Genomic DNA, 23,970 nt, shown 5'->3' with positions numbered 1-23,970 from the left:
TAGGGCCGGCCATCCTTAACCGGTCCAATACCTCCGTCGGCAAGGTCACGACCTGAGTGGAGGTGGACACATGAAACCAGCGGCTTCCACGCGCTCTCATCTGCATCACTCGCCGTTTCTGCAAGGGCTTTTGCCCTTCAATTCCTCTCAACTGCCGCGCGACATCATCGCCGGGCTCACGCTGGCGGCACTCGGCATACCCGAGGTGATGGGATACACGAAGATATCCGGCACGCCCACCGTCACGGGTCTTTATACGATCCTGTTGCCGCTGGTGGCGTTCGCGGTTCTGGGTGCTTCGCGTCAACTGGTAGTCGCGGCGGACTCCGCGACGGCCGCGATCCTCGCCGGTACGCTGACGAGCGTCGCTGCATTGGGCAGCAAGGAATACATCGGCCTGACGAGCACGGTGGCCCTGACGGTCGCCGTGATGCTGGTGATCGCGCGTATCTTCCGGCTCGGCTTTCTGGCCGACTTTCTTTCACGTAGCGCGTTGATCGGCTTTCTGACGGGGGTAGGCGTGCAGGTCGCGGCGGGGGAACTCGCCGGGCTGCTCGGGCTCGCGAAGCACGGGCATGGCCCCGTCATGCAACTGGTGAGCGTGGTGCAACGTGTGGCCGAGGCGAACTATCCGACCACGCTCCTTTCGCTTGTCGTGCTCGCGGTGATCATCGGCTGCAAGCGTCTCGCGCCGCATGCGCCCGGCGCGCTGATCGCCGTGATCGGCTCCATCGTGGCGAGCGGGGTCTTCAATTTCGCCGGGCATGGCATCGCGGTGACGGGCGAAGTGCCCGGCGGACTGCCGTCGCTGTTCGTGCCGCCGTTGCACATGAGCGAGATCAACCAGGTGCTGGCGACGGCCGCCTCGTGCTTCATCGTCATCATCGCGCAGAGCGCGGCGACCGCGCGTGCCTACGCGACCCGCAACAACGAGAAGGGCGACGATAACGCCGACATCATCGGACTCGCGGCGGCGAACGCGGCCGCCGCGTTCACCGGCACCTTCGTCGTGAACGGTAGTCCGACCAAGACCGAGATCATCGACGACGCGGGAGGACGCACCCAGCTCGCCCATCTGACTACAGCCGTGATCGTGCTGCTGGTGCTGCTGTTCCTCACGAGGCCGCTCAGCCTGATGCCGGCCGCCGTGCTGTCGGCAATCGTCTTCATGATCGGTGTGAAGCTGATCGACGTGAAGGGGATGGCCGAACTGTTTCGCATGCAGAAGGACGAATTCGTCGTTGCGTTGCTCGCGGCGGGCGTGGTCGTGTTCGTCGACGTGATGCACGGCATTCTCGCTGCCGTCGTGTTGTCGCTGATCGCGCATGCGCGGCATAGCTATCGGCTGCGCACGCGTGTGTTGACGCGCGGCCCCACCGGCCACTGGATTCCCCATCACGTCGAGCCGAACCTGCTCGCGGCACCCGGCATCGTCATCTACCGGTTCGAAGCGGATCTGTTCTATGCGAACACGGGGCGCTTCACCGAGGAAGTGCTGAAACTCGTCAACGAGGCGAGCGTTCCGTTGCGCTGGGTCGTGATCGACGCAACCGAGATCAGCAATATCGACTACACGGCAGGCAAGACCTTGCTCCAGCTAGGTGCGGAACTCGACCAGCGCGGCCTGGGTATCGCCGTGGTCGCGGTGCCGGCTGGCGTGCGGCACGAACTCGAGCGGTACAAGGCGCTGCGGGTGAGCGGCGCGCATCGCGAGATCTTCGAGACGGTCGATGCGGCGATCGACGCACTGCGCGATCTGTCGCCGCCCGCGTGGGCGGCTGCACCGGACACCGACAAGCCGCGATGAAGCAAAGCGAGCGAAGGCAAGTGAAGGAAGTGAGATGACAAGGCCGCTTGATCCCCGATCCGAAAAAGGAGTGACGCGTGTCTGATTCCGCTGCTGAGAAGTCCATCCAACCCGCCATGGATCACGCCGATCCGAAGACGCTGGCGGCACAGGAAGATCCGTCCATGCTGTTCGCCGGGCGTGGCTCGCTGGCCGCGCGCATGGAGCAGGGCAAGGCGGCGCGCAAGAAGGCGCCGCGCGCGCAGCTGGGAATCTGCAGGATCGCCGATCGCGATCCGATTGCTCTGCTCGATGCGTCCAATGTGGGCCGGGTGCCGGAGCTGATACCGATCCGCTACGGTCGGATGGTCGCGAGTCCGTTCGCGTTCTATCGGGGTGCCGCGCCGCTGATGGCGCACGACCTGTCGAAGCTCCCGCATTCCAACGTGACCGTGCAATTGGGCGGCGACGCGCATCTCGCAAATTTCGGGCTTTTCGCGAGTCCGGAACGGCGCATTCTTTTCGGCCCCAACGACTTCGACGAAACCCTGCCGGGTCCGTTCGACTGGGACGTGCGCAGGCTCGCCGCTTCGTTCGTGATTGCCGCGCGCGAACGCGGCTTTGCGATGCGCGACCAGCGCGCGGTGGTACGCCGGCTCTGCGAGACCTTCCGGCAACGGCTCGCCGGATTGAGCAGCATGGACACGCTCGACGTCTGGTATTGCCAGTTCAAGGCAGCGAGCATGCTGGCGATTGCCGATTCGGTGGAGGAAAGGCGGAAAGAACTGGCGGTCATCGAAAAGGCGAGGCAGCAGTCATCACGTTCGGTGCTGACTCACGCGACCGAGCTTGTCGACGGCAAGCTGCGCATCAAGGACTCGCCCCCGCTCGTGTACCACGTGCCGCTCGAGAGCAAGCACGACCAGAAACAGTACCAAACGCTGGTACGGCGCTTCTTCGCCGACTATCGGCTGACGCTTCCCGATGACAGGCGCGCACTATTCGATCGCTATGAACTGGTGGATATCGCCATTCGCGTGGTGGGTATCGGCTCGGTGGGAACGCGTTGCTACGAGACGCTCTTCATGGCCGACGGAGAGTGTCCGCTGTTCCTGCAACTGAAGGAGGCACGGGCTTCCGTGCTGGAGGAGTATCTGGGGCCGAGCCGCTATGCCAATCACGGCCAGCGCGTGGTGAACGGGCAGCGTCTGCTGCAGTCGGCCAGCGACATTTTCCTCGGCTGGTCGAAGATGCATCACACCGGCAACGACTTCTATGTGCGGCAATTGCGCGACATGAAGGGCGCGTTCGATTTCACCACGTTCGACGTCGAAGATCTGGGCGAATACGCGGTGTCCTGCGCTCACGCGCTGGCGCATTCGATGGCGAAAGCAGGCGACCCCGCATTGCTCAGCGGATATGTCGGCAAGTCGGACGCATTCGACGAAGCCGTCGTGCAATTCGCGCTCGCTTATGCCGAACAGAATGAGGCGGACTGGACGGTTCTGAAAGCGGCAGTCAAGGCGGGACGTATTCAGGTCGTTCGTGAGTGAGGTTCAGGTCCCAGCGTGATTTTTTCTCAACCACATCGCCTAATTGCCTTCCGGCATTTTCGACGAATGATGGGTGGTAATCAGCCACTTGTGCCCATTCCACGCGTAGGTGAACGTATAGCGCGCCTTGACGACCGAACCGTCCGCGAACTTGAACGTATAGAGCCCCGAGTCGATCGCCGTATTGCATTCGATCATGATGTCGCGGAAGTCGATCGTGCCGACCGGTTTGTTTTCGAGGAAGTGTTTGAAATAGTCGAGCTTTTCGTCGGCGGTCAAACGCGGCTTGTTCGAGACGGTCGGCAACAGGATCGAGTTCGGCGCGTAGTTCGCGACGACCTTCTGCGGGTCGCCGGTCTTCAGCGAGTCGTTCCAGCGATCGAACAGTGCGGAAATCTGCTTCTCCGACGCGGGATGGCACGCTTCGGACCTCGCGAATGCGCTGCCGTGCACCACGACCGCGACCGTCGCGAGGATGACGGACGGCCCATATACGCTGATTTTCATGATGCCCTTCGCGATGGGTGGCCGGTGGGTTGTTCCGCCAGTAGATCGAAATCGCGCGCCGCATATCCGCCACAGCATCGACATTAGAGGACAACCGACCGGGTAATTTGGATAACTTCAGCTCGCTTCTTCCAGGACCACGACACTGCGCGCTTCCACGCGACATTGCTCGCTTTCGATGGCGCCCTGCTGCGCAGCTTCCACGATGTCATCGGGACTATCGCGCGCGGTATCGACGATACGCCGCCAGTGCCGCGCGTCTGGCGCGGGCAACTCGACCGTGCGCGCGCGATCGCTCATGTTGAACACCATGTTCAGTGCCGGCTCGCCCGGTTTTTCGCCGCCCAGCGTGACGGCGAGAAGCCGCGCGCCGGCATCGTGCCAGCCGGGCTCGTTCAGGCGCTCGCCATGCCATGCGACATCCGGCCGGGTTTGCCCGGGCGATGGCCGGCCGGTCAGGAAATTTTGCCGGCGCAAATTTGCGTGGCGCATGTGCAGCGCAATCAATTCACGCACGAAGCGCGACATGGCCGAGCCGGCTTCAGTGGATGTCCAGTCGAACCAGCTGAGCGCGTTGTCCTGACAATAGGCGTTGTTGTTGCCGCGCTGGCTGCGCAGCACCTCGTCGCCGGCGAGCATCATCGGCACGCCCTGGCTCAGGAACAGGATGGCCATCAGGTTGCGCGCCTGGCGCAGCCGCAGTGCGAGAATCGTCGGGTCGGAGGTCTCGCCCTCGGCCCCGCAGTTCCACGACAGGTTATTGGAGTTGCCGTCGCGATTCGCGTCGCCATTGACCTCGTTGAGTTTCGTCTCGTAGCTCACCAGATCGATCAGCGTGAAACCGTCGTGGCAGGTGACGAAGTTGATGCTGTTGTCGGGCAGCCTGCCGTCGTCCGCATACAGGTCCGAGCTGCCCGCGATGCAGGTGGCGACTTCCCCGATGAGGCCCGGGTCACCGCGCACGAAACGGCGAATCACGTCCCGATAGCGGCCGTTCCACTCGGCCCACGCCATGCCGGGAAAGGCGCCGACCTGGTACATGCCGGCGGCGTCCCACGCTTCCGCGATCAACGGCACGCGCGCGAGCACACGCGAAGACTCCATCGCCCAGGGCAGCGGTGGATCGGCCATCAGCTCGCCGTGCTGGTCGCGCGCGAACACACTCGCCAGATCGAACCGGAAACCGTCGACGCCCAGCTCCTCCACCCAGTATTCGAGGCAGTGAACGATGAACGCCGTCACCAGCGGGTGGTTGCAATTGACCGTGTTCCCGCAGCCGGTGTAATCCCGATAGCGACGCCGGTCGGCCTCGTCGAGGTGGTAGAAGATATCGTTGACGAGGCCCTTGAAGTTGATGACGGGTCCCGTCTCGCCCGCTTCCGCCGTATGGTTGAACACGACGTCGAGCAGCACCCCGATGCCCGCGGCGTGCATCGCGTCGGTGAGCGCGCGAAATTCCTGCGGCGCGCGCGCGGGGTCCAGGCAGTAGCGAGGATGCGGGCTGTAGAAGCTATGCGTGCTGTAGCCCCAGTAGTTGATCAGGCCGAGGGCTGCTGCCCCGGGCGGAACGTCCTGCTCGTCGAAGGCCATCACCGGCAGCAGCTCGACGTGGGTCACGCCGAGTTGCGCGAGATACGGAATCTTCTCGATCAGGCCGGCGAAGGTGCCGGGATGCTGGACGCCGCTCGACGGATGACGCGTGAAGCCGCCCACGTGCAGCTCGTAGATGATCGCGTTGTCGAGGCCGCGCGAGATACGGTTGGGGGGCGCGCGCAGCGGTTCCGTCACGATCGCGCGGTGCGTGGCGTGCGCGTTGGGGTTCGGGTCGCCGGCCGGACGCCGTGTCCACAGAACGTCGCTGACCGCGCGGGCATACGGATCGAGGAGTTCGCGCTCGGGATCGAACGCGGAGCCGCCAGACTGCGTATCGCGCGGACCGTCCACTCGCCACGTGTAGTGCGTGCCGAACGGCAGCCCTTCCACCATCACATGCCAGAAGAAGGTTCGATTCTCATCGGTACAGAGAGGGACGATCTGAAACGGCTCCGGGCTGTCGGCGGCCTCGTACAGCAATAGCTCGACGCGCGTCGCGTAGCGGCAGAAGATGCAGAAATTGATGCCCCCGGGCACCACGCTGACACCCGTCGGAAACCGCGAGCCGGGGCGAACCGCATGAGCACGCAGCAATGCCGTTTCAGGGTCATTGGTCAAGGGTGATCCTTATCGGGCAGATCCTCCAGATCTTCTTGCAGTATTCGCCGATGGCCCGGTCGGAGGAGAACTTGCCCGAGCGCGCGGTGTTCAGGATCGACATGCGGGTCCAGCGCCCCGTGTCCTGCCAGGCGGCGCTGACGTCGTCCTGACGCGCCACGTAGGCGGCGTAGTCGGCGAGCACCAGAAACGGGTCCGAGTGCAGCAGATTGTCGACGAGCGGGCGGAACATCTCACGGTCGCCGCGCGAGAAATGACCGTCGGCGATCAGTTGCAGCACTTCGCCCAGTTCCGCGTTGTCCTTCACGTAGTCCGCGGGGTGATAACCCGCGCGCTTCACGCCTGCCACTTCGTCGGCGGTCAGGCCGAACAGGAAGAAGTTTTCGTCGCCGACTTCTTCGCGGATTTCGACGTTGGCGCCGTCGAGCGTGCCGATCGTGAGCGCGCCGTTCATCATGAACTTCATGTTGCCGGTACCAGACGCCTCCTTGCCGGCCGTCGAAATCTGCTCGGACAGATCGGCGGCGGGGTAGATGAAGTGGGCATTCTTCACGTTGAAGTCCGGATAGAACACGACCTTCAGCCGGCCGTTCACGACCGGGTCGTTATTCACGACTTCGGCGATGCCGTTGATCAAACGGATGATCAGCTTGGCCATCACATAGCCGGGCGCGGCCTTGCCGCCGAAGACGAAGCAGCGCGGCGTCAGCGCGAGTTGCGGATCGCGCAGCAGGCGCCGGTACAGTGTGACGATCAGCAACGCGTTCAGATGTTGCCGCTTGTATTCGTGGATGCGCTTGACCTGCACGTCGAACAGCGCGGCAGTGTCGACGCCGATGCCGGTGACACGGCGGATATGCTCGGCGAGCACCTCCTTGTTCGACTGCTTCACGCTGCGCCAACGCTGCTGGAACGCGGCGTCGTCGGCATAGGCTTCGAGCTTGCACAAACGCGAAAGATCCGTGACCCAGCCAGCGCCGATGGTCTCGTCGAGCAGCCGCGCGAGCCCCGGATTGCAAAGCAGCAGGAAGCGGCGCGGCGTGACGCCGTTGGTGACGTTGTGAAAGCGCTCGGGCCACAATTCGGCGAAATCCCGCAGCACGGTCTGCTTGAGCAGCCCGGAATGCAGTTCGGCCACGCCGTTGATCGCGTGGGCGCCGACCGTCGCGAGATGCGCCATGCGCACGAGCTTGTCTCCGCGCTCGTCGATCAGCGACATGCGTGCGATGCGCGCTTCATCGTCCGGAAAGCGTTGCCGGACTTCGTCGAGGAAACGCCGGTTGATCTCGTAGATGATTTCGAGCAGGCGCGGCAGCAGGTTGCGCATCAGCGGCAGCCCCCAGGTTTCGAGCGCTTCGGGCAGCAGCGTGTGATTGGTGTACGCGAGCGCGCGCCGCGTGATGTCCCAGGCCTCGTCCCACGGCAGCTCCTTGTCGTCCACCAGCAGACGCATCAGCTCGGCGACCGCGATCGACGGATGCGTATCGTTCAGCTGCACGTTGAACAGATCCGCGAAGTGTCCGAGCGGTTCGCCCTTGATTTCGAGCAGCCGCAGCATGTCCTGCAGCGAGCACGACACGAAGAAATATTGCTGCGCGAGACGCAGGCGCTTGCCGATCTCGGGCTCGTCGTTCGGATACAGCACCTTCGATAGCGTCTCGGAGATCACCTTTTCGTTGACGGCCTCGTAATAGTCGCCGGCGTTGAAGTCCTGCAGGTCGAACGACTCGACCGCCTCGCTTTTCCACAGCCGCAAGGTGTTGCAGGTGTTCACGCGATAGCCGGGCATCGGGATGTCGCACGCTACGCCTTTGACCTGCCGCGTGGGGGTCCAGCGCACACGCAGATGCCCGCGTGCATCGGTCTCGTTGTGCGTGCTGCCGCCGAACCCGACGTAGTACGCCACCTCGGCGCGCACGATCTCCCACGGATTGCCTCTTTGCAGCCACTTGTCGGTGGTTTCGACCTGCCAGCCGTCGCGAATCTGCTGATCGAAGATGCCGAACTCGTAGCGGATGCCATAGCCGATGGCCGGGATTTCCAGCGTCGCGAGCGAATCCAGATAGCAGGCCGCGAGCCGGCCCAGCCCGCCATTGCCGAGCCCCGGCTCCTCCTCGATCTCGAGCAGCGTATCCAGGTCGACGCCGAGCGAGGCCAGCGCTTCACGCGCGTTGGCCTCGATGTCGAGGTTGGCGAGGTTGTTGCCGAGTTGCGGGCCGATCAGGAATTCGGCGGAAAGGTAGCAGGCTACGCGCGCATCGTTGACGGCGTAGGTCTGGACGGAGGCGGCCCAGCGCGCCAGCATGCGGTCGCGCACACTGTAGGCGAGCGCCATATACCAGTCGTGCGGCGAAGCGATGGCCGGATAGCGGCCGAGCAGACACAGCAGATTGTCGAGCACGCCGCGCTGCAGCGCGGCGGCGCTCAGGCCGGTGCGCGCCGCATCCGTGCTTTGCGGCGTGGTCGTGGTGGGAGCGTCGTCCATGGAGCTTTCCCCGGTGCATGCTGCGCGTGAGGTTCAGAAGGGCCGGACCCAGTCGGCGACCCCGGCGCGGTCCGTGGCGTGGGATGCGCATGGTGCAGGCGTGTCGGGCGCGCTGCGCAGGCGCTTCGATGATTGACGAGGTCCGGACCGCACCTGTAAGCGAACTTCTACGTCCGGGCATTTTTTGCCAGCCGACGAAGATTCATAACGCAGAATATGTTACTGCGCGAAGATTGCAAGGATGATCCGGCACCGTATTGCGCGGCCTGGAAAACCGCATGTTGTATTCAGGCCGCGATCCGATGTTCGTAGAACGGCCGGTCCCGATCGTCGAGAATCGCGTACAGCGCTGCCAGATCGTGCGGATCGGGATTCAACCATGCGTCGATATGCTCGGGCTTGATCGGAATGATGCAGCGATCATGGCCGGCGGCGGCAATCTCGGGTGGCGGATCATCGGTGATGGCGGCGAAGGACGAGAGATCGGGCTCGCCTTTGCCGCTCCAGCGTGACCATAGGCATGCGACCAGCATGTCGTGGGGCGGATTGGGGCTGAACTCCAGCCGGACGTTTTCATCTTTGTCGCCGGGCGCCAGTTCACGGCCTTCCATCCGCGCGCGCGATACGTTCTCATAGAACGAACTGGCCAGCACGAGTCCATGTGAGTAGCCAAATAGTGTCTTCCAGAAACCTTCGAGACTGTCGCGGCGAGCGTTGTACGTGCCCGGATAGCGGGTGTCGTACGATGCGGGCTTGCCGGCGAGGCGGCACTGATAGCGCATCGGTTTGACGACGCGCTGGCCGTTTTCCATCACCAGTACCGGCGCGTAGTAGCCTGGAAAGATGCGCGAGTCGGCTGCTTTGGGATCGACCCGGCGCAGATCGTCGAGGCGTTCGAGCGTGCGGTCGATCTTGTCTTTGGCGATCCGTTGGCTCTCGGTCGCCGCTTTGGTGACTTTGGTCTGCAAGGAGCGCTCGGCATCGGCGAAGCGGGTGCGCTGTTTGAACAGTTCCTGTTCGAGCTTTGCGGTCTGCTGCGACCGGAAGCGTTCGATCAGCGCCCAGACTTCCCGTTCCGCGTCGGACTGCGGTTCCGAGAAGGCGTCTTCCATCGCTTTGGGAATCCTGGCCTGATTGTCCTCAGCGCGTTCGAAGAAAAGCCGCGCGAATTCCTCGATGCTCATCTGCGCGCCGAACATGCGGACGTAGCGCCGGTAGTCCGCCAGAATCTGAGCCGAATAGCACATGGATGCCCTCCGTTTGCTGTTCCGATGATACGCATTCGCACGCTTGCGTCAGCAGAAGTTTCTGCTCGTCGTTTGCAACTTGCCCAGCAGATGGGACATATCGACGAGCCGCTGCGCGACGAGGTGCCGGACTTCTCCCTGACACTGCCACGTGCCGTACACGGCGAGCAGCGTGGCGCCCAACGCTTCCTTGCGCTGTTTTTCGAGCAGGCCCGGCCAGATGATCACGTTGACGTTGCCCGTCTCGTCTTCGAGCGTGACGAATACGACGCCCTTGGCCGTGCCAGGTCGCTGACGCACCGTCACCAGTCCACAGGCGCGCGCGAGGCGGCCGTCGCGATAGGTCCGCAGCGTCGAGGCCGGCATCAGCCGGTTCGCGAGCAATTGCGGCCTGAGCAGCTCCAGCGGATGGCGGTTCAGCGTCAGGCCGAGCGAGCGGTAGTCGGCGACGATGTCGTGCGCTTCGCTCGGTGCGCCCAGTTCGGGCGTTTCGTCCTGAGTCGCGGCGGCCGCGAGCATATCCTTGTCCGGCACCGCGGCGACCGACTGCCACAGCGCTTCGCGGCGGTTTCCCGCGAGCGCTGCCAACGCATTCGCATCCGCGAGCGCATGCAGGTCTTTGCGGTCGAGCTGCGCGCGGCGCGCGAGATCGTTGACGCTCGCGAACGGACGAACCGCGCGCGCGTTCTCGATCCGTTCGGCGGCGCCGTCCTTCATGCCGCGCAGCAGCGAAAGACCGAGCCGCACGGCAGGGCGCGTCGCCCCCGCACGGTGTTCGAGCGACGAATCCCAGCCGCTCACCGTCACGTCGACCGGCAATACCGTGACGCCGTGCCGCTGCGCATCCTGCACCAGTTGCGACGGCGAATAGAAGCCCATCGGCTGGCTGTTCAGCATCGCGGCGAGAAAGGCTTCGGGTTCGTGACACTTGAGCCAGCTGCTCGCATAGACGAGCAGTGCGAAACTGGCCGCGTGACTTTCGGGGAAGCCATATTCACCGAAGCCCTTGATCTGCTCGAAGATCGCCTCGGCAAAGGCCTGGTCGTAGCCGCGCTCCTGCATGCCGAGCACGATGCGGTCATAGTATTTTTCGAGCCCGCCTTTGCGTTTCCACGCGGCCATCGCGCGCCGCAGCTGATCGGCTTCGCCGGCGGTGAAGCCGGCCGCGAGAATCGCCACCTGCATCACCTGCTCCTGGAAGATCGGCACGCCGAGCGTGCGGCCCAGCGCGGTCTTCAACGCGTCGCTCGGATAGGTGACGGGCTCGAAGCCCTGGCGGCGCTGCAGGTACGGATGCACGGCGCCGCCCTGAATCGGACCCGGCCGCACGATCGCGACTTCGATGACGAGGTCGTAGAACGTCTTCGGCCGCATGCGCGGCAGCATGCTCATCTGCGCGCGCGATTCGATCTGGAATACGCCGACCGTATCGGCGGCTGAAATCATCGCGTAGGTCGCCGGATCTTCAGACGGAATGTCCTGCATTTCGAAGCGTTCGCCGCGCTGTTCCGACACGAAGTCGAGCGTGCGCCGGATCGCCGACAGCATTCCCAGCGCGAGCACGTCGACCTTCAGCAAGCCCAATGATTCGAGGTCGTCCTTGTCCCACTCGATCACCGAGCGCTCGGCCATCGCCGCGTTTTCCACCGGCACGAGCCGCGTGAGCTTGCCGCGGCTGATCACAAAGCCGCCCGAATGCTGCGACAGATGGCGCGGAAAATTCAGCAGCTGCGAGGCGAGCTTTGCCCAGGCCTGAATCAGCGGCTTGTCCGGATCGAGGCCGGATTCCGCGAAGCGCGCGAGCAGATCCTGGCGGCCATCGAACCAGTGATGCGACTTCGCGACCGCATCGACGATCTGCGGATCGACGCCGAGCGCCTTGCCCGTTTCCCGCAGCGCGCCACGCGGACGATAGGTCGACACCGCCGCCGCGATCGCCGCCCGGTCGCGGCCGTACTTGCGATAGATGTACTGGATCACTTCTTCGCGCCGCTGGTGCTCGAAGTCGACGTCGATATCGGGCGGCTCGCCGCGCTCTTTGCTGATGAAGCGCTCGAACAGCATGTTGCCGCGCGCGGGGTCCACTTCGGTCACGCCGAGGCAGTAGCAGACCGCCGAGTTCGCGGCCGAGCCGCGCCCCTGACACAGAATGTGCTGACTGCGCGCGAAGCGGACGATGTCGTAGACGGTCAGGAAATACGGCTCGTACTGCAAGTCCGCGATCAGTTCGAGTTCGTGCTCGATCTGCTGCTGCACGGGATGCGGAATCCCCGCCGGAAAACGCCGCTGCGCGCCGATATAGGTCTCCTGGCGAAGATACGAGGCCGGCGTATGGCCGGCCGGCACCAGCTCGTCGGGATACTCGTAGCGCAGCTCGTCGAGCGAAAACGTGCAGCGGCTCGTGATGTCGACCGTCGCGGCGAGCGCGTCTTCCGGGTACAGGTTGGCGAGCCGCAACCGCGAGCGCAGATGCTGCTCGGCGTTCGGCGCGAGATCGTAGCCGCACTCATGGACCGGCTTGCCGACCCGGATCGCGGTCATCGTGTCTTGCAGCGGCTTGCGCGAGCGCACGTGCATCACGACTTCGCCGAGTGCGACGACGGGCACGTCGCGGCTCTTCGCGACGAATTCGACCGCGCCGCGATGCATGTCGTCCATCGCGCGTTGATGCAGCACGAGGCCGACCCATGCGCGGCCGGTGAAGGTTTCGTCGAGCCATTCGACCTGTGCGTCGAGCGCGTCTTCGCTGGCCGGGAAATCCGGCACCAGAATCGCGAGGCAGTCGGGCATGCCGAGCAGGTGGCGATATTCCTTCTCCGGCCGCGACAGATCCTGCGGCGTGAGCCGGTATTCGCCCTTGGGCGCGCGCATGCGCGCGAGCGTGATCAGCTCCGACAGATTGCCGTAGCCGTTGCGGTTGCGGGCGAGCAGGATCAGGCCGAAGGCCGGCGAACCATCGGCATTGACGAGCCGGAAATACGAACCGACGATGAACGGCAGCTTCGCTTCCTTCGCCGCGACATGCGCGCGCACGACTCCCGCGAGCGAGCATTCGTCGGTGATCGAGAGCGCGGAGTAGCCGAGTTGCGCGGCACGCTCGGCCAGTTCCTCGGCGTGCGACGCGCCGCGCAAAAACGTGAAGTTGGAAAAGCAGAACAGCTCGGCATATGCCGGCAGCATCGTGAAGGTGGTGTCCATGGCCGTTCATCCGCGCATATCAGCCGCGCCTGTCAGCCGAACAGGCCATGAAGGAACCAGCGTTGCTCTTCTTCCGCGTCGCGGCTGCTCACGCGCTCGCGGTAGATCCAGTAGCAGCTCTGGTCGTCCGCCTGCGCGACGAAGTAGTCGCGCGTGACGAGTTCGCCGTCGAACCAGCCGCTCTCGATGCGCTCGCCCGGCGACACCATGCGCAACGGCGAGCCATAGAACGGGCGGTGCTGGCGCATCAACAGACGAACGGGCGTGTCGAGCATCCACGTCGGGCGTGGCAGATTCTGCGGCAGCGGTCCGAGCTTGACCGGCTGCGACACCGGCAGCCAGCGGTTCGCGATCTCCGGGCGATGATCGGCGCTCGGCGCGGGCTTCAGCACGTTCTCTTCGCCGAGCCGCGCGACCAGCAGTTCGAGCAGGCGCTCGTGGTCTTCCTGCGAGCCGCCCGGTTCGGGAAAGAGCGTCGCGGACGCGGGCGCGGCCGATTCGACGTTCGATGCGTCGAGCCGCAACGCAATCACGGGCGCGGCGAGCTCGATGCGATGCAGCCGTTCCTTTAGCAGCCGCATCAGATGTTCTTCGCGCCAGGTCGGCTCGCCGAGCGCGATGTCGATCGTGGTCGGCTCGATCGCATTGCGTCCGCGCTCGTGTTCGAGCGACAGGCGAATGCCGCTGACCGCGAGCTGCTTCGCGCACAGCCATCCGCACAGCTGCACGACGAGCCGCTGCGCGCCGAACACCGCGCCATCCGCGTGTTCGAGCCGGTCCGGCATCTCGATGCGCGCCGAGAACGTGGGCGGCAGTTCGAGCCAGTCGAACAGTTCGGGCGCGGTGCCGAATGCGCGGTCGAGCGAGTCGAGCAAATGTTCGCCGCAGCGGCGCTGCAAGCCGGCGCGGGGCAGGCGGCGCAGATCGGCGATGCGCTCGCAGCCGAGGCCCGTGAACCAGTCGGCGAACGGACGGACTTCGGGCACGGCGAGCATCGGCAGCGCGCAGAGGCGCTGTTCGAGCGACGCGAGCTTCAGCACGCGGCGGTTGCCGAACTTCGCGAGCAGCCACGCGCCCTGGCCGGTCGGCGCGGCACTGATGCGCGCGGTGAAGCCGAGCGCATTGAGAATGGCCTTCGCGTCGCGGCACAGCGCGAGCAGGCCGCCGAAGAGCCGCAGACTCGCGCCGATCTCGACGACCACCGTCGCCTCATCGAGCAGCGCGACTTCGGGTGAGAAGCGCATCAGCGCGATCCCCACCTCGCGATGGGCCGCCGCTTCGCGGCCGCTGTCGCGCTCATACATCTCGGTTTCCGGCGACAGCGTCAGCACGCCGCCGCGCTTCATGCCCGCACGCACGCCCGCCGAGCGCGCGGCGGGATCGGCCATGACCACCTTGTCTTTCTCCAGCACCGCGCAGCCATGCGCGGGCTCAGGCGACCACTTCGGTCTGAAGACCTCGAGCGGCAACTTTGGCAGATGAACGGCGAGAAAGACGCGCATGTCGGGAAAGCAGAACGGGTGTGGGTTGAAGGGGAATCGACAGGGGCTCTGCGCGAGCGGGCCCTCGTCGTTTCACGATGTCGATGGTCAGACCTTCGGCCGATGGCCTGAGCGCGAGCCGCAGCAGCGCGGGCGACGCGTCCTGCGCGGTGGCGAGCGGCCGCACCATGATGAACAGCGTCTCCGACGACTGCGCGGCCAGATGCAGACGGCGCAGCGACGACGCCTGCGCGTACTGCGCCCAGAAGATCAGCGCGCCGCAACTGCCGGCGCGCAGGATCTGCTCGGCGGACCACAGCGCGTCGGCGGTTTTCGGTGCATTGATGCGCAGCACCTGCTGCAGCGACAGGCCGATGTAGTTCAGCCCGAGGCCGTCCGGCGTATGCGGCGGCTGCACGAAGGCGACCGGACGCTCGCCGACGGCGCTGAGCGCCGGCTGCAACAGCCGCAGTTCGCCGACGCCGGCCTGCTGCACCAGCAGATCGACCAGCGCGCCGAGCGGCCAGCCGCCGCCGGGCAATTCCGCCGACAGGGCCGGATAACCGGTATCGACGCTGCGGCCGCGGCCAGCGCCAAGCTGGGACGCCCGCCACAAGGACGGGTGAATGGCTTCCGGTGCTGGCAGGGCGGTTGTCATTTGCGAAAATACCTGTATGGATATACAGTATCCTACATCGTTTTTAAGATATGGCGAATAGGCACTTTTTCGGGAGCGGATGAATGGACATGCGAGTGCGCAAGCCGGCCGGGCATCCGATGCCCGAGATCGCGGCGTTCGTGGCCGAACTGAAGGCGGTGTTCGGCGAGCCGGGCATCGATGAAGCGATTCGCCGCGGCAAGGCGGGCGAGCCGAACTTTCATGCGCGGGAAAACGGCCGCTCGGTGGGAACGGCGCGGCCGGCCGAGGCTAACGTCTGGCGCGTGGATCGCGCGGTGCGCGACCGCCATTACTGCGAGGGTTGCGACGGCTCGTGCGTTGGCAGCGCGAAGTCGTGCCGTCCATAATTGCAGCTGCCCTCAACCTCGGAGAACCCCATGCTGCGCACGTACCTCGGAAGTTGCCACTGCCAATCCGTGAAGTTCGAGGCTCGCATCGATTTCGACAAGGGCACGTCGAAATGCAATTGCAGTTATTGCAGCAGGCTGCGGTTCTGGCACGTGCAGGTTCGTCGGGAGGACTTTCGTCTGCTTTCGGATGAAGCCACGCTCAGCGAATATCAGGGGAAAAATGCGGTTGCGCATCACCCGTTCTGCCAGCGCTGCGGGGTTCACGTATTCGACCGCATCGATATGCCGAACGGCACGGGGTATCCGTATATCAACGTCAACATCATGTGTCTCGATGAACTCGATCTCGATGCAGCGTTGAACGCGCCCGTGACCTATCGCGATGGCTTGCACAACGACTGGGGCAATCCGCCCGAGCAAACAAGGCATCTTTGATTGCGCGGGTCAGGGCGCTCTTCGCGGATGGTGGGGAATGTCAGGCAGGTGAGCGTCAAGTTGATGGCGTTCGCACACGAACTGAACGAACTCGGGCTCGAACCGCGCAGGATCATCGAGCGTGCCGGCGTAGAGGGTCACTATGTCCGGTGCATGATGCGGCGTGCCGAACAGCAGGCTGCCGCAATGAGCGCAGAAGTTGCGCGTCGTCGGCATGCCGCTGCCGCCGGTCTTCGTATAAGGCCTGACGTCGCCTTTGAACGAAAAGCCGGCGGCTGTCACTACGACGACCGGCAACCCTGCGGAACCGGAAGCGCGCTGACAATCGCGGCAATGGCAGATCAGTTGCGCGAGTGAATCACCGTGAGCTTCGTATTGCACCGCGCCGCATAGGCACCGGCCCGTCCAGGGACTCGACATCGATCTTCTCCGGTTCAAATGCTCTCGCTGTTTGCGCTGTTTGCACTGTTTGGTTGGAGAGCCTAAGAATACGCGCGGCGGACGGTAGATTACCAGCGCTCAGGTTCTTGGCGCATAGACATTACACCAGCCGTCCGCCGCAACCGATTTGCCGGGGAACATCGGGCACGGTCCGGCGGCCTCGCCCGCTGCGCCGGTATAGAAGCGACAGTTCGCGCAGGTCTGGCCCGCGTGGTACTTGGGGAACTTCGCGGTGTCGACGCTGCTCGCTTTCGCACGATAGCCGAGCGAGCCTGCGGTGGCGTCGTTTTCGTCGACGGGCGGCGGCGCGGCGAGCGCGAGGTCGGCGCTGGCGAGCGCGGCGCACACGCCCGCGGCCTGAAGAATGAAGTGTCTGCGATTGTGAGAGACCATGATGGTGTCCTGAGAAAAGAAATGGGTCGTCCACGCCGCATTCCATTCGATCGAAGCGGCGTGGCGTTGCAATGCAGTGCGATGCAACGTGTCAGTGGCGCGGTCCCGCATTCAGCGGTGTGGTCGAGGATTGCGCGGCCTGCGCGGTCAGCTTCACGTTGCCGGTGTCGTAGCCATTCGTATAGAGCAGGAAGGCCATCAGATCGGCGTACTCCTCGTCGCTCATCTTGCCGGGATGATCCGCGGGCATGTTGGTCGACATGTACTGATAGATGCCGCCGATCGTCAGATGCGAGTTCGCCGCTGGCGCGAAGGCCGGTCCGCTCAACGAAGGCGCGGTGTTGCCTTCGAGCTTCTCGCCGTGGCATTTCGCGCACGAATCGGCATACAGATGTTCGCCGTGGGCGACCTGATCGTGATCGAAAGACGGTGCCTCGGTCGTCGCCGCGACCTTGATGAAGCCGCCGGCGGCCGGCATGCCGCTCGCGCGCCATACGTCCGCACGCGGCGACGGCTGCGTCGGGCCGTCGAGATAGCGCGCGGCACTGCGCACGAGGCTCGCGTGAGGGGTCGCCGAATCGGTCGCGATCGTGGCTGGTAATGCCCAGTTGCGCGTCAGCGCCGCGAGCCGGCCATCGCTGCGCAAGCGCACGAGCGCTTCATCGATGCGCTTTTGCAACTGCTGCGTGCCGGGTCCCGATGCGAACACGAGTTTCCAGTCGGCATAAGGCGATTCGGCGGCGGCGACGTCGAAGTGCTGCTGCGGGTGCGCACGCCGATATGCGACCACGGCCGGGTACCAGACGATCGCGCGTTGCGCGCGTCCTTTCGCGACGGCGTCGACGGTCAGCCTGGAGGTGGTTTCCAGATCGAAGCGCGCGTTCTTCTGCTGGACCGCGATCAGTTGCGACGGGCTCGACCAGGTGGCCGCAATCGTGATCTTGCCGTCCGGCGCCGCGACGCTGGGGTTGGCCGCATGGGTGCCGCGCAGCGTGACGCTGACATAGCCGGAGTGCAGATAGCCCTCGGAAAATAGCAGCTGCGAGTCGGAGCCGTCGGCCACGCTCGAACGCGGAAAGCCCGCGATCACATCGCAGTCGCGCTGCAGCGATTTGGACAGCTCGCGAGCGGAGATGCCGTCGTCGCCGCCGTCGTCATCGATGCCGCGCGACGCGAAGGTCGCGGCGATGCCCGCGGCGTTCAACACCGCACGTGCAACGGACTTGTCCAGCTCGGCCGAAGGGCTGCCTGGCATCGTGCATACGCGCACGCTGGACGACGTCTGCGTGGCCGCGTGGACGGCAACCTGCGCGGCGCCGGCGACGAGCGCGCCGGCGAGAGCAACCTGAGTGAGTCGAATGTTCATGATGGTGCGTTCCTGTGATGGCGGGAACACCGCGCCCGCCTGAACTGCGTGCGGGCGCGGAGAGATGCAGCTGCGAGAGTCGGAGGTGCAGAACGATGAGGGTGCAGTGGCTGCGCTCAGCTGCGATCGAGCGCGAACACATACAGCGTGCCGCCGCGCGGAACGTCCTTCGCGACGTCGGCCATCGGGCCGCCCCAGATCGGATTCGCACCGCCGTAGCCCGCCAGCACGGCCACGTATTCCTTGCCATCGACTTCGAACACGGAAGGTTGCGCGACGATGCCGCTCGCGAGTTGCGGGCTTTCCCACAGCACCTTGCCCGTGGTCACGTCGAACGCGTACAGATGGCCGTCGAGCGAGCCGCTGAAGGCGAGGCCGCTGGCCGTCGTGGCGACGCCGCCGTTCCAGGGCATTTTGGTCCAGTGACCCCACAGCTTCTTGCCGGTATTGACGTCGATGGCCTGAAGCTCGCCATAACCCTGGCTGCCCGGTTCAGGCTGGATCTCGAAGCCTTCGCCGAGGTAGGGCAGGCCCTCCATGTAGCTGACCGACTTGCCGGACAGGCTCATGCACGCATGCAGCGACGGCACCACCGCGATGTGCCGCTCGGGATCGTAGGAGGTCGACCACCAGTTCTTGCCGCCGAGAAAGCTTGGGCAGGTGTTGATCGTCGTGCCGGCCTTCGGAAACCGGCTGGCGTCCTGAACCGGTTTGCCGTCGGCGGTGTAGCCGGTCACCGACAGCGCCTTGACGAACGGTTCCGCGTAAATCAGCTTGCCGGTCTTGCGGTCGATCGCGTGGAAGAAGCCGTTGCGGTCGGCATGGATGATCGCGTCATACGGCTTGCCCTTGTAGCTGATGTTCGCAAGGACCGGCGTGTTGACGCCGTCGTAGTCCCACGTGTCGTTGTTCGTGTATTGGTAGTGCCACTTCAGCTCGCCGTTCTTCGGATTGAGCGCGAGCAGTGAATCGGAGTACAGGTTATCGCCGGGACGCAGCGCGGCGAGCCACGGCCCCGGATTGCCGACACCCCAGTACAGCGTCTGCGTGGCTGCGTCGTAGGTGCCGGTCAGCCACGCCGCGCCGCCGCCATGTTCCTGCATGCCGTCGGGCCATGTGTCGCTGCCTTTCTCACCGGCACTCGGGATCGTATAGCGCTTCCAGATGATCGAGCCGTCGTCGGGATTGAGCGCGGCGATATAGCCGCGAATCCCATATTCGCCGCCCGACGTGCCGACGACGATCGCGCCGTCGAGCGCGAGCGGCGCAAGCGAGAACGCGTAGCCGAGACCCGGCTCGAACATCTGCTTCTTCCACACGAGGTTGCCGCTCTGCGCGTCGATCGCGGCCACCTCGCCGCTCAGCATCGCCACGTAGACGTTCTTGCCATACAGCGCGACGCCGCGATTCACGACGTCGCAACAGGCGGTCTTGAACGATTCCGCGCCGAGCTTCGGCTCGTATTTCCACAGCTGCGTGCCGGTTTTGACATCGAACGCATAGACGTTGTCCTTTGGCGTACTGACAAAAAGGTATCCGCCGTTGACGATCGGGGTTGCTTCGAAGCCCTGCTTGAGTTCCGCGGGGAAGCGATAGCTCCAGGCCTGCTTGAGTCCGGCGACGTTCGATGCATCGATCTGCTTCAGAGGGGAATGCGACTGGCCGCTATAGCTGCGGTAATAGGTCAGCCAGCCCGGGTCGCTTTGCGCTTGAGCGAGGCGCTCGTAGGTCACCGCGGGATAGTCCGGGGCGGCGCCCACCGGAGCCACGTTCAGTGCCATCGCGATCGCGATGCTCGCTCCAAGGACAGCCAGCCGGCCAGCGGCGGGCGAACGGTTCTTCATGGTCGTCTCCTGAGTGTTTGTCGATGCAGTGCCGGGAGAGGCGTCGCCCCTTCGTTCCGTGCGATCCGGTTGCGATGCCGTTACTGCAAGTGGCATGCCATTTTTGTGAACGAGTCCGAAAGGGCGGCGCGCCTGAAACGCGCTGCGGGACATCTCGCCCGCATGGCGCTCCATCTGTTGCGTCCCGGTACAACGCCGGACGATGGAGTGTTGAGAAACAGCACAATCGCGGCGCTCGCGCGCATCGCTCGGGGCGGGGGCGACGCCAGCAGCGCGGATCAAGCGCCACTCGGGGTGACTCCGCATATCGCAACGCGTAGGGATTTGCGGTAATACAGCCTCTTCGCTTCGCGACCGCCGATGAAATGAATGGCCTGGAGCTTGCTTAAGGAAACGGAGAAAAGTCTGGCAAGGTACCAGGCTCTGCTGGAGGGAGACAATGCGCGATGACGTTCATCCGGCCGTGACTCAGACGGCCGTCCGGTCCAATGACTTTCCCGCACCGGCGATTCAGAAAGCACACGAACGGTCCGAGACGTTTGGTCTGTGCGCGTCGGCGCGACCGGATTACGAGGTTCTTTCGAACGCGGGACTCGTGCTCAAACGCGAGCAGAACCGGGTGCTGTGCGCGCACGCGATGCCGGTGATGGAGACGCTGCGCGAGCAGATCGCCAACACGCAAAGCATGATCGTGCTGACCAATGCCGAAGGACTGATCCTGCATTCGATCGGCGACGACGACTTCCTCGCGCGCGCGGAGAAAGTCGCGCTGCGGCCCGGCGCGAACTGGGCCGAGGACCGCCAGGGCACCAATGCGATCGGTACGGCGCTGGCCGAGCGCTGCGCGATGGTCGTGCACGGCGACCAGCATTACCTCGCGGCCAACCGCTTCCTGACCTGCTCGAGCGTGCCGATTCTCGATCCGTATGGCGACGCGATCGGCGTACTCGACGTGACGGGCGATTACCGCAGCTATCATCAGCACACGATGGCGCTCGCCAAAATGTCGGTGCAGATGATCGAGAATCATCTGTTCACGACCACCTTTCACGAAACGCTGCAAGTGTCCTTCCATAGTCGTCCGGAGTTTCTCGGCACGCTGATGGAAGGCATCGTCGCGTTCACGAGCGACGGGCGCTTTCTGTCGGCCAACCGCAGTGCGCAGTTCCAGCTCGGCATGCCGCTCGCCGGGCTGCGCGCGCATACGTTGTCATCGTTGTTCCAGACCACCAGCGCGCAACTGATCGATCGTGCGCGCGCGAGTCTCGACCCGCACCTGCTGCTCAACCTGAGCAGCGGCGCGGTGGTCTGCGCGCGCGTGCAGTTCAGGCGGGCGTCGCTGGCCGAAGGCAGCCGCCCGGTCGCCATGCACGAGGGCGCGCGGGCGGCGGCGCGCGAAGAGCCGCCGCCCACCGCTGCCGGGCTTTCACGTCTGAGCTATCTCGACACGGGCGACCCGCAGGTCGCCGCGGTCATTGCGAAGGTCAAAAGGGTGATCGGCAAGGACATTCCGATCCTGATCAATGGCGAGACCGGCACGGGCAAGGAACTGCTCGCGCAGGCGATTCACAACGATTCACCGCGTCACGCGGGGCCGTTCGTCGCCGTCAACTGCGCTTCGATCCCCGAGACGCTGATCGAATCCGAGCTGTTCGGCTACGAGGAAGGCGCATTCACCGGAGCGCGCCGCAAAGGCGCAATCGGCAAGCTGCTGCAGGCGAACGGCGGCACGCTGTTTCTCGATGAGATCGGCGACATGCCGTATTCGCTGCAAGTGCGGCTGCTGCGCGTGTTGCAGGAACGCGTCGTCAACCCGCTCGGCTCGACGCGCAGCATTGCGGTGGACGTCGCGATCATCTGCGCGACGCACCGGGACCTGCGCGTGATGATCGCGCAAAACCGCTTCCGCGAGGATCTCTACTACCGGCTCAATGGCCTCGTGGTGCGTCTGCCGCGGCTGCGCGAGCGGACCGATCTCGCGGTCGTGATCCAGAAGATGTTGCTGCGCGAATCGCTCGCCAGCGCGAACGGGCACCCGCTTCACGTCGCGCCCGACGTGATGGCGATGTTCGAGCGCTGTCCATGGCCGGGCAACTTCAGGCAGCTTGGCAATCTGCTGCGCACCGCGGCGGCCATGGTCGACGCGGACGGCGAGATCCGGCGCGAGCATTTGCCCGATGACTTCTTCGATGACCTGCGCTGTGACGTTGCGTCGAGCGGCGCGGCGGATACGCGAGGCGCGGGCGGTGCGTCCGTGCCGGAGTGCGCGCGCCTCCAGGACGTGACCGTGTCGGTGATTGCCGCGGCGCTCGCGCGGCATGGCGGCAATGTGTCGGCGGCGGCGCGCGAGCTCGGCGTGTCGCGCAACATGATCTACCGGAAGATGCCCGCGGTCGAGCCGGGTCGTGCGGTGGACGACTTTTGAGCCCATCGCGCCGCTTGCATCGGCACTTCTGTTTCGCTCACGTGCTGTCGCACCGCTGTTGCATCCCGCAACGGTGGTGCTCCAAAAATCAACACTGCCCGTCTCCCGAATGCCCCCCGCCTCGCGTGACGACACCGGCATATCCTTTGCTTTGAAGGGAGCGGCCGCGCATCGAGTGCGGTTTTTCATCCAATCGCAAACAAGGAGACATGCCATGCAATGGATCACCCCGTCGTATGCCGAAGTGCGTTTCGGCTTTGAAATCACGATGTACATCGCCAATCGCTGAGCGGGCCGCGGCGTGCCGCCCGCGCTGCACGTAGTGCGCCGCGGGCGGCGCACGCAACGAACGACCATGAACACACTGGGATCGCGATGAACAAGCGTGATTCGAATAGCGGCGTGCCGCTGCGCCCCCGTCTGAGCAGCGTCTTCCGCCTGCAGTGGGAAGCGGCGCAGGACGCCTACGTGCTGCTCTATCCCGAAGGGATGGTGAAGCTCAACGCTAGCGCCGGCGCGATCCTCGCGCGTTGCGACGGAGAACACGAGCTCGACGACATCATCGGCGAACTCGAACGGCTTTTCGGCACGTCCGAACTTGCGCCCGACGTCTACCGCTTTCTCGATCATGCGCGGCTGCGCGGCTGGCTGGATTGACCAGCCCCAGGACTTGTGCGCGTCCCACGCAGATTCGATCGAGAAAGATGTTCGATCATCTCGAACGATTTCATCGCCCGGATCGTACGGCATTTCCATCGAAACGGCGCATCATTGAATCGCAGTAACTCACCTGACTCATTGGAGAAAGTTATGACGCGATTTCATGGCAAATCTGTATTGATCACTGGCGGTAGCAGCGGAATCGGTCTCGCCGCGGCAAAGGCGTTCGCCGCGGAAGGCGCACGGGTCGTCATCACGGGCCGTGACAGCGCGGCGCTCGAAGAGGCGAAACGAGGGCTTGGCGCCGACGCGGTGGCGGTTCGCAACGACACAGGATCGGTTGCGGCCGCGCGCGAGCTCGCCATCGCGATCGGCGATGCAGGCATCAAGCTCGATGCGGTCTTCATCAACGCGGGCGCTGCAAAGTTCGCGCCCTTCACTGACGTGGACGAAGCGCTCTGGGACGCGAACTTCAATATCAACGTCAAGGGCGCCTATTTTCAGATCCAGTCGCTGCTGCCGCATTTGAACAAGGGTGCTTCGGTGGTGATCAATGGCTCGATCAACGCGCACATCGGCATGCCCGGTTCATCCGTTTATGCGGCCAGCAAGGCTGCCGTGATTTCGCTCGCCAGGACCTTGTCCTCGGAGCTATTGCCGCGTGGCGTGCGCGTGAATGTGGTGAGCCCCGGGCCAGTGCAAACGCCGCTGTACGGCAAGCTCGGCCTGGACGCCGATACCCTGAAAGCGACTGCCGCTCAAATTCTCAATCAGATTCCGCTGGGACGCTTCGGCACGCCTGAGGAAATCGCCGCCACCGTGTTGCATCTGTCGTCACCCGAATCGGCGTTTATCGTCGGCACGGAGATCATCGCTGATGGCGGGATGAGTCAGCTTTAAACGACGCGA

Annotated in this window: 19 protein-coding genes; 8 read left to right on the top strand and 11 right to left on the bottom strand. The window is 64.4% G+C overall.

All coding sequences use genetic code 11. The annotated features are described in order from the left end of the window. Positions 1-70 precede the first annotated feature (70 nt). Positions 71-1,807, top strand: coding sequence for a SulP family inorganic anion transporter (locus tag QFZ94_RS23425; RefSeq protein ID WP_429459878.1), 1,737 nt, complete (start codon positions 71-73; stop codon positions 1,805-1,807). Between the two features lie 77 nt (positions 1,808-1,884). Then, positions 1,885-3,339, top strand: a complete 1,455-nt coding sequence (locus QFZ94_RS23420) for a DUF2252 domain-containing protein (protein ID WP_429459876.1) — start codon at positions 1,885-1,887, stop codon at positions 3,337-3,339. A gap of 39 nt (positions 3,340-3,378) precedes the next feature. On the opposite strand, the gene QFZ94_RS23415 is transcribed toward QFZ94_RS23420, so the two are convergent. The 7 genes from QFZ94_RS23415 to imuA form a co-directional block, all read right to left on the bottom strand. After that, the gene (locus tag QFZ94_RS23415; RefSeq protein ID WP_429459874.1) at positions 3,379-3,846 is read right to left on the bottom strand and encodes a DUF4440 domain-containing protein; all 468 of its coding nucleotides are present in this window, start codon (positions 3,844-3,846) and stop codon (positions 3,379-3,381) included. Positions 3,847-3,963: 117 nt separating this feature from the next. Then, positions 3,964-6,057, bottom strand: a complete 2,094-nt coding sequence (gene glgX, locus QFZ94_RS23410; protein ID WP_429459872.1) for a glycogen debranching protein GlgX — start codon at positions 6,055-6,057, stop codon at positions 3,964-3,966. After that, the gene (locus QFZ94_RS23405) at positions 6,047-8,542 is read right to left on the bottom strand and encodes a glycogen/starch/alpha-glucan phosphorylase (RefSeq protein ID WP_429459870.1); all 2,496 of its coding nucleotides are present in this window, start codon (positions 8,540-8,542) and stop codon (positions 6,047-6,049) included. Before QFZ94_RS23405 ends, glgX begins: the two co-directional genes overlap by 11 nt. A 287-nt stretch (positions 8,543-8,829) precedes the next feature. Then, positions 8,830-9,789: an SOS response-associated peptidase family protein gene (locus QFZ94_RS23400; protein ID WP_429459868.1), complete on the bottom strand. Its 960-nt coding sequence runs from the start codon at positions 9,787-9,789 to the stop codon at positions 8,830-8,832. 48 nt (positions 9,790-9,837) lie between these two features. Then, positions 9,838-12,987 carry an error-prone DNA polymerase gene (locus QFZ94_RS23395; protein WP_429459866.1) on the bottom strand — a complete coding sequence of 1,050 codons (3,150 nt, stop codon included), beginning with the start codon at positions 12,985-12,987 and terminating at the stop codon, positions 9,838-9,840. A gap of 32 nt (positions 12,988-13,019) precedes the next feature. Continuing rightward, on the bottom strand, positions 13,020-14,489 hold the full coding sequence (locus QFZ94_RS23390; protein ID WP_410848907.1) for a Y-family DNA polymerase: 1,470 nt from the start codon (positions 14,487-14,489) through the stop codon (positions 13,020-13,022). Further along, positions 14,419-15,126, bottom strand: coding sequence for a translesion DNA synthesis-associated protein ImuA (gene imuA, locus QFZ94_RS23385; protein WP_026228047.1), 708 nt, complete (start codon positions 15,124-15,126; stop codon positions 14,419-14,421). The genes QFZ94_RS23390 and imuA overlap by 71 nt, the downstream gene beginning before the upstream one ends. Before the next feature lie 83 nt (positions 15,127-15,209). On the opposite strand from imuA, the gene QFZ94_RS23380 reads away from it, so the two are divergent. After that, a complete protein-coding gene (locus QFZ94_RS23380) occupies positions 15,210-15,494 on the top strand; it encodes a hypothetical protein (RefSeq protein ID WP_410848906.1) in 285 nt (94 codons plus the stop codon). Between the two features lie 30 nt (positions 15,495-15,524). Beyond that, positions 15,525-15,932, top strand: a complete 408-nt coding sequence (locus QFZ94_RS23375) for a GFA family protein (protein ID WP_410848905.1) — start codon at positions 15,525-15,527, stop codon at positions 15,930-15,932. Positions 15,933-15,941: 9 nt separating this feature from the next. Here QFZ94_RS23375 and QFZ94_RS23370 read toward each other — a convergent pair whose 3' ends face one another. From QFZ94_RS23370 to QFZ94_RS23355, 4 genes are all read right to left on the bottom strand, one after another. Next, positions 15,942-16,352: a GFA family protein gene (locus tag QFZ94_RS23370; RefSeq protein ID WP_429459863.1), complete on the bottom strand. Its 411-nt coding sequence runs from the start codon at positions 16,350-16,352 to the stop codon at positions 15,942-15,944. A 99-nt stretch (positions 16,353-16,451) separates the two neighbouring features. Beyond that, entirely contained in the window at positions 16,452-16,766 is a 315-nt protein-coding gene (locus QFZ94_RS23365) for a high-potential iron-sulfur protein (RefSeq protein WP_429459861.1), read from the bottom strand. Positions 16,767-16,857: 91 nt separating this feature from the next. After that, on the bottom strand, positions 16,858-18,132 hold the full coding sequence (locus QFZ94_RS23360) for a c-type cytochrome (protein WP_429459859.1): 1,275 nt from the start codon (positions 18,130-18,132) through the stop codon (positions 16,858-16,860). A gap of 116 nt (positions 18,133-18,248) precedes the next feature. After that, a complete protein-coding gene (locus QFZ94_RS23355; RefSeq protein WP_176119980.1) occupies positions 18,249-19,976 on the bottom strand; it encodes a methanol/ethanol family PQQ-dependent dehydrogenase in 1,728 nt (575 codons plus the stop codon). A gap of 439 nt (positions 19,977-20,415) precedes the next feature. Here QFZ94_RS23355 and QFZ94_RS23350 point away from each other — a divergent pair, with 439 nt between their 5' ends. The 4 genes from QFZ94_RS23350 to QFZ94_RS23335 all read left to right on the top strand — a co-directional run bounded on the left by QFZ94_RS23350 (position 20,416) and on the right by QFZ94_RS23335 (position 23,961). Then, entirely contained in the window at positions 20,416-22,401 is a 1,986-nt protein-coding gene (locus QFZ94_RS23350; RefSeq protein WP_429459857.1) for a sigma-54-dependent Fis family transcriptional regulator, read from the top strand. Next, positions 22,382-22,690: a pyrroloquinoline quinone precursor peptide PqqA gene (gene pqqA / locus QFZ94_RS23345; RefSeq protein ID WP_429459855.1), complete on the top strand. Its 309-nt coding sequence runs from the start codon at positions 22,382-22,384 to the stop codon at positions 22,688-22,690. Before QFZ94_RS23350 ends, pqqA begins: the two co-directional genes overlap by 20 nt. Positions 22,691-22,776: 86 nt before the next feature. Further along, on the top strand, positions 22,777-23,058 hold the full coding sequence (pqqD, locus tag QFZ94_RS23340) for a pyrroloquinoline quinone biosynthesis peptide chaperone PqqD (RefSeq protein WP_368582775.1): 282 nt from the start codon (positions 22,777-22,779) through the stop codon (positions 23,056-23,058). Positions 23,059-23,211: 153 nt separating this feature from the next. Next, positions 23,212-23,961 (top strand): SDR family oxidoreductase, encoded by a 750-nt coding sequence (locus tag QFZ94_RS23335; RefSeq protein ID WP_410848902.1) that lies wholly within the window; start codon positions 23,212-23,214, stop codon positions 23,959-23,961. Positions 23,962-23,970 lie beyond the last annotated feature (9 nt).

Source organism: Paraburkholderia sp. JPY465, assembly GCF_050436725.1.
Taxonomy (GTDB): domain Bacteria; phylum Pseudomonadota; class Gammaproteobacteria; order Burkholderiales; family Burkholderiaceae; genus Paraburkholderia; species Paraburkholderia youngii.
Note: the sequence above shows the minus strand (reverse complement) of the source record. Positions and strands in the feature narration are given on the sequence as shown.

Coding starts and splice junctions, on each gene's coding strand:
- QFZ94_RS23375 (WP_410848905.1), top strand. CDS start 15,525: ATGCTGCGCACGTACCTCGGAAGTTGCCACTGCCAATCCGTGAAGTTC.
- QFZ94_RS23425 (WP_429459878.1), top strand. CDS start 71: ATGAAACCAGCGGCTTCCACGCGCTCTCATCTGCATCACTCGCCGTTT.
- QFZ94_RS23355 (WP_176119980.1), bottom strand. CDS start 19,976: ATGAAGAACCGTTCGCCCGCCGCTGGCCGGCTGGCTGTCCTTGGAGCG.
- QFZ94_RS23360 (WP_429459859.1), bottom strand. CDS start 18,132: ATGAACATTCGACTCACTCAGGTTGCTCTCGCCGGCGCGCTCGTCGCC.
- QFZ94_RS23415 (WP_429459874.1), bottom strand. CDS start 3,846: ATGAAAATCAGCGTATATGGGCCGTCCGTCATCCTCGCGACGGTCGCG.
- imuA (WP_026228047.1), bottom strand. CDS start 15,126: ATGACAACCGCCCTGCCAGCACCGGAAGCCATTCACCCGTCCTTGTGG.
- QFZ94_RS23395 (WP_429459866.1), bottom strand. CDS start 12,987: ATGGACACCACCTTCACGATGCTGCCGGCATATGCCGAGCTGTTCTGC.
- QFZ94_RS23400 (WP_429459868.1), bottom strand. CDS start 9,789: ATGTGCTATTCGGCTCAGATTCTGGCGGACTACCGGCGCTACGTCCGC.
- QFZ94_RS23370 (WP_429459863.1), bottom strand. CDS start 16,352: ATGTCGAGTCCCTGGACGGGCCGGTGCCTATGCGGCGCGGTGCAATAC.
- pqqD (WP_368582775.1), top strand. CDS start 22,777: ATGAACAAGCGTGATTCGAATAGCGGCGTGCCGCTGCGCCCCCGTCTG.
- QFZ94_RS23335 (WP_410848902.1), top strand. CDS start 23,212: ATGACGCGATTTCATGGCAAATCTGTATTGATCACTGGCGGTAGCAGC.
- QFZ94_RS23350 (WP_429459857.1), top strand. CDS start 20,416: ATGCGCGATGACGTTCATCCGGCCGTGACTCAGACGGCCGTCCGGTCC.
- QFZ94_RS23390 (WP_410848907.1), bottom strand. CDS start 14,489: ATGCGCGTCTTTCTCGCCGTTCATCTGCCAAAGTTGCCGCTCGAGGTC.
- QFZ94_RS23380 (WP_410848906.1), top strand. CDS start 15,210: ATGGACATGCGAGTGCGCAAGCCGGCCGGGCATCCGATGCCCGAGATC.
- QFZ94_RS23405 (WP_429459870.1), bottom strand. CDS start 8,542: ATGGACGACGCTCCCACCACGACCACGCCGCAAAGCACGGATGCGGCG.
- QFZ94_RS23365 (WP_429459861.1), bottom strand. CDS start 16,766: ATGGTCTCTCACAATCGCAGACACTTCATTCTTCAGGCCGCGGGCGTG.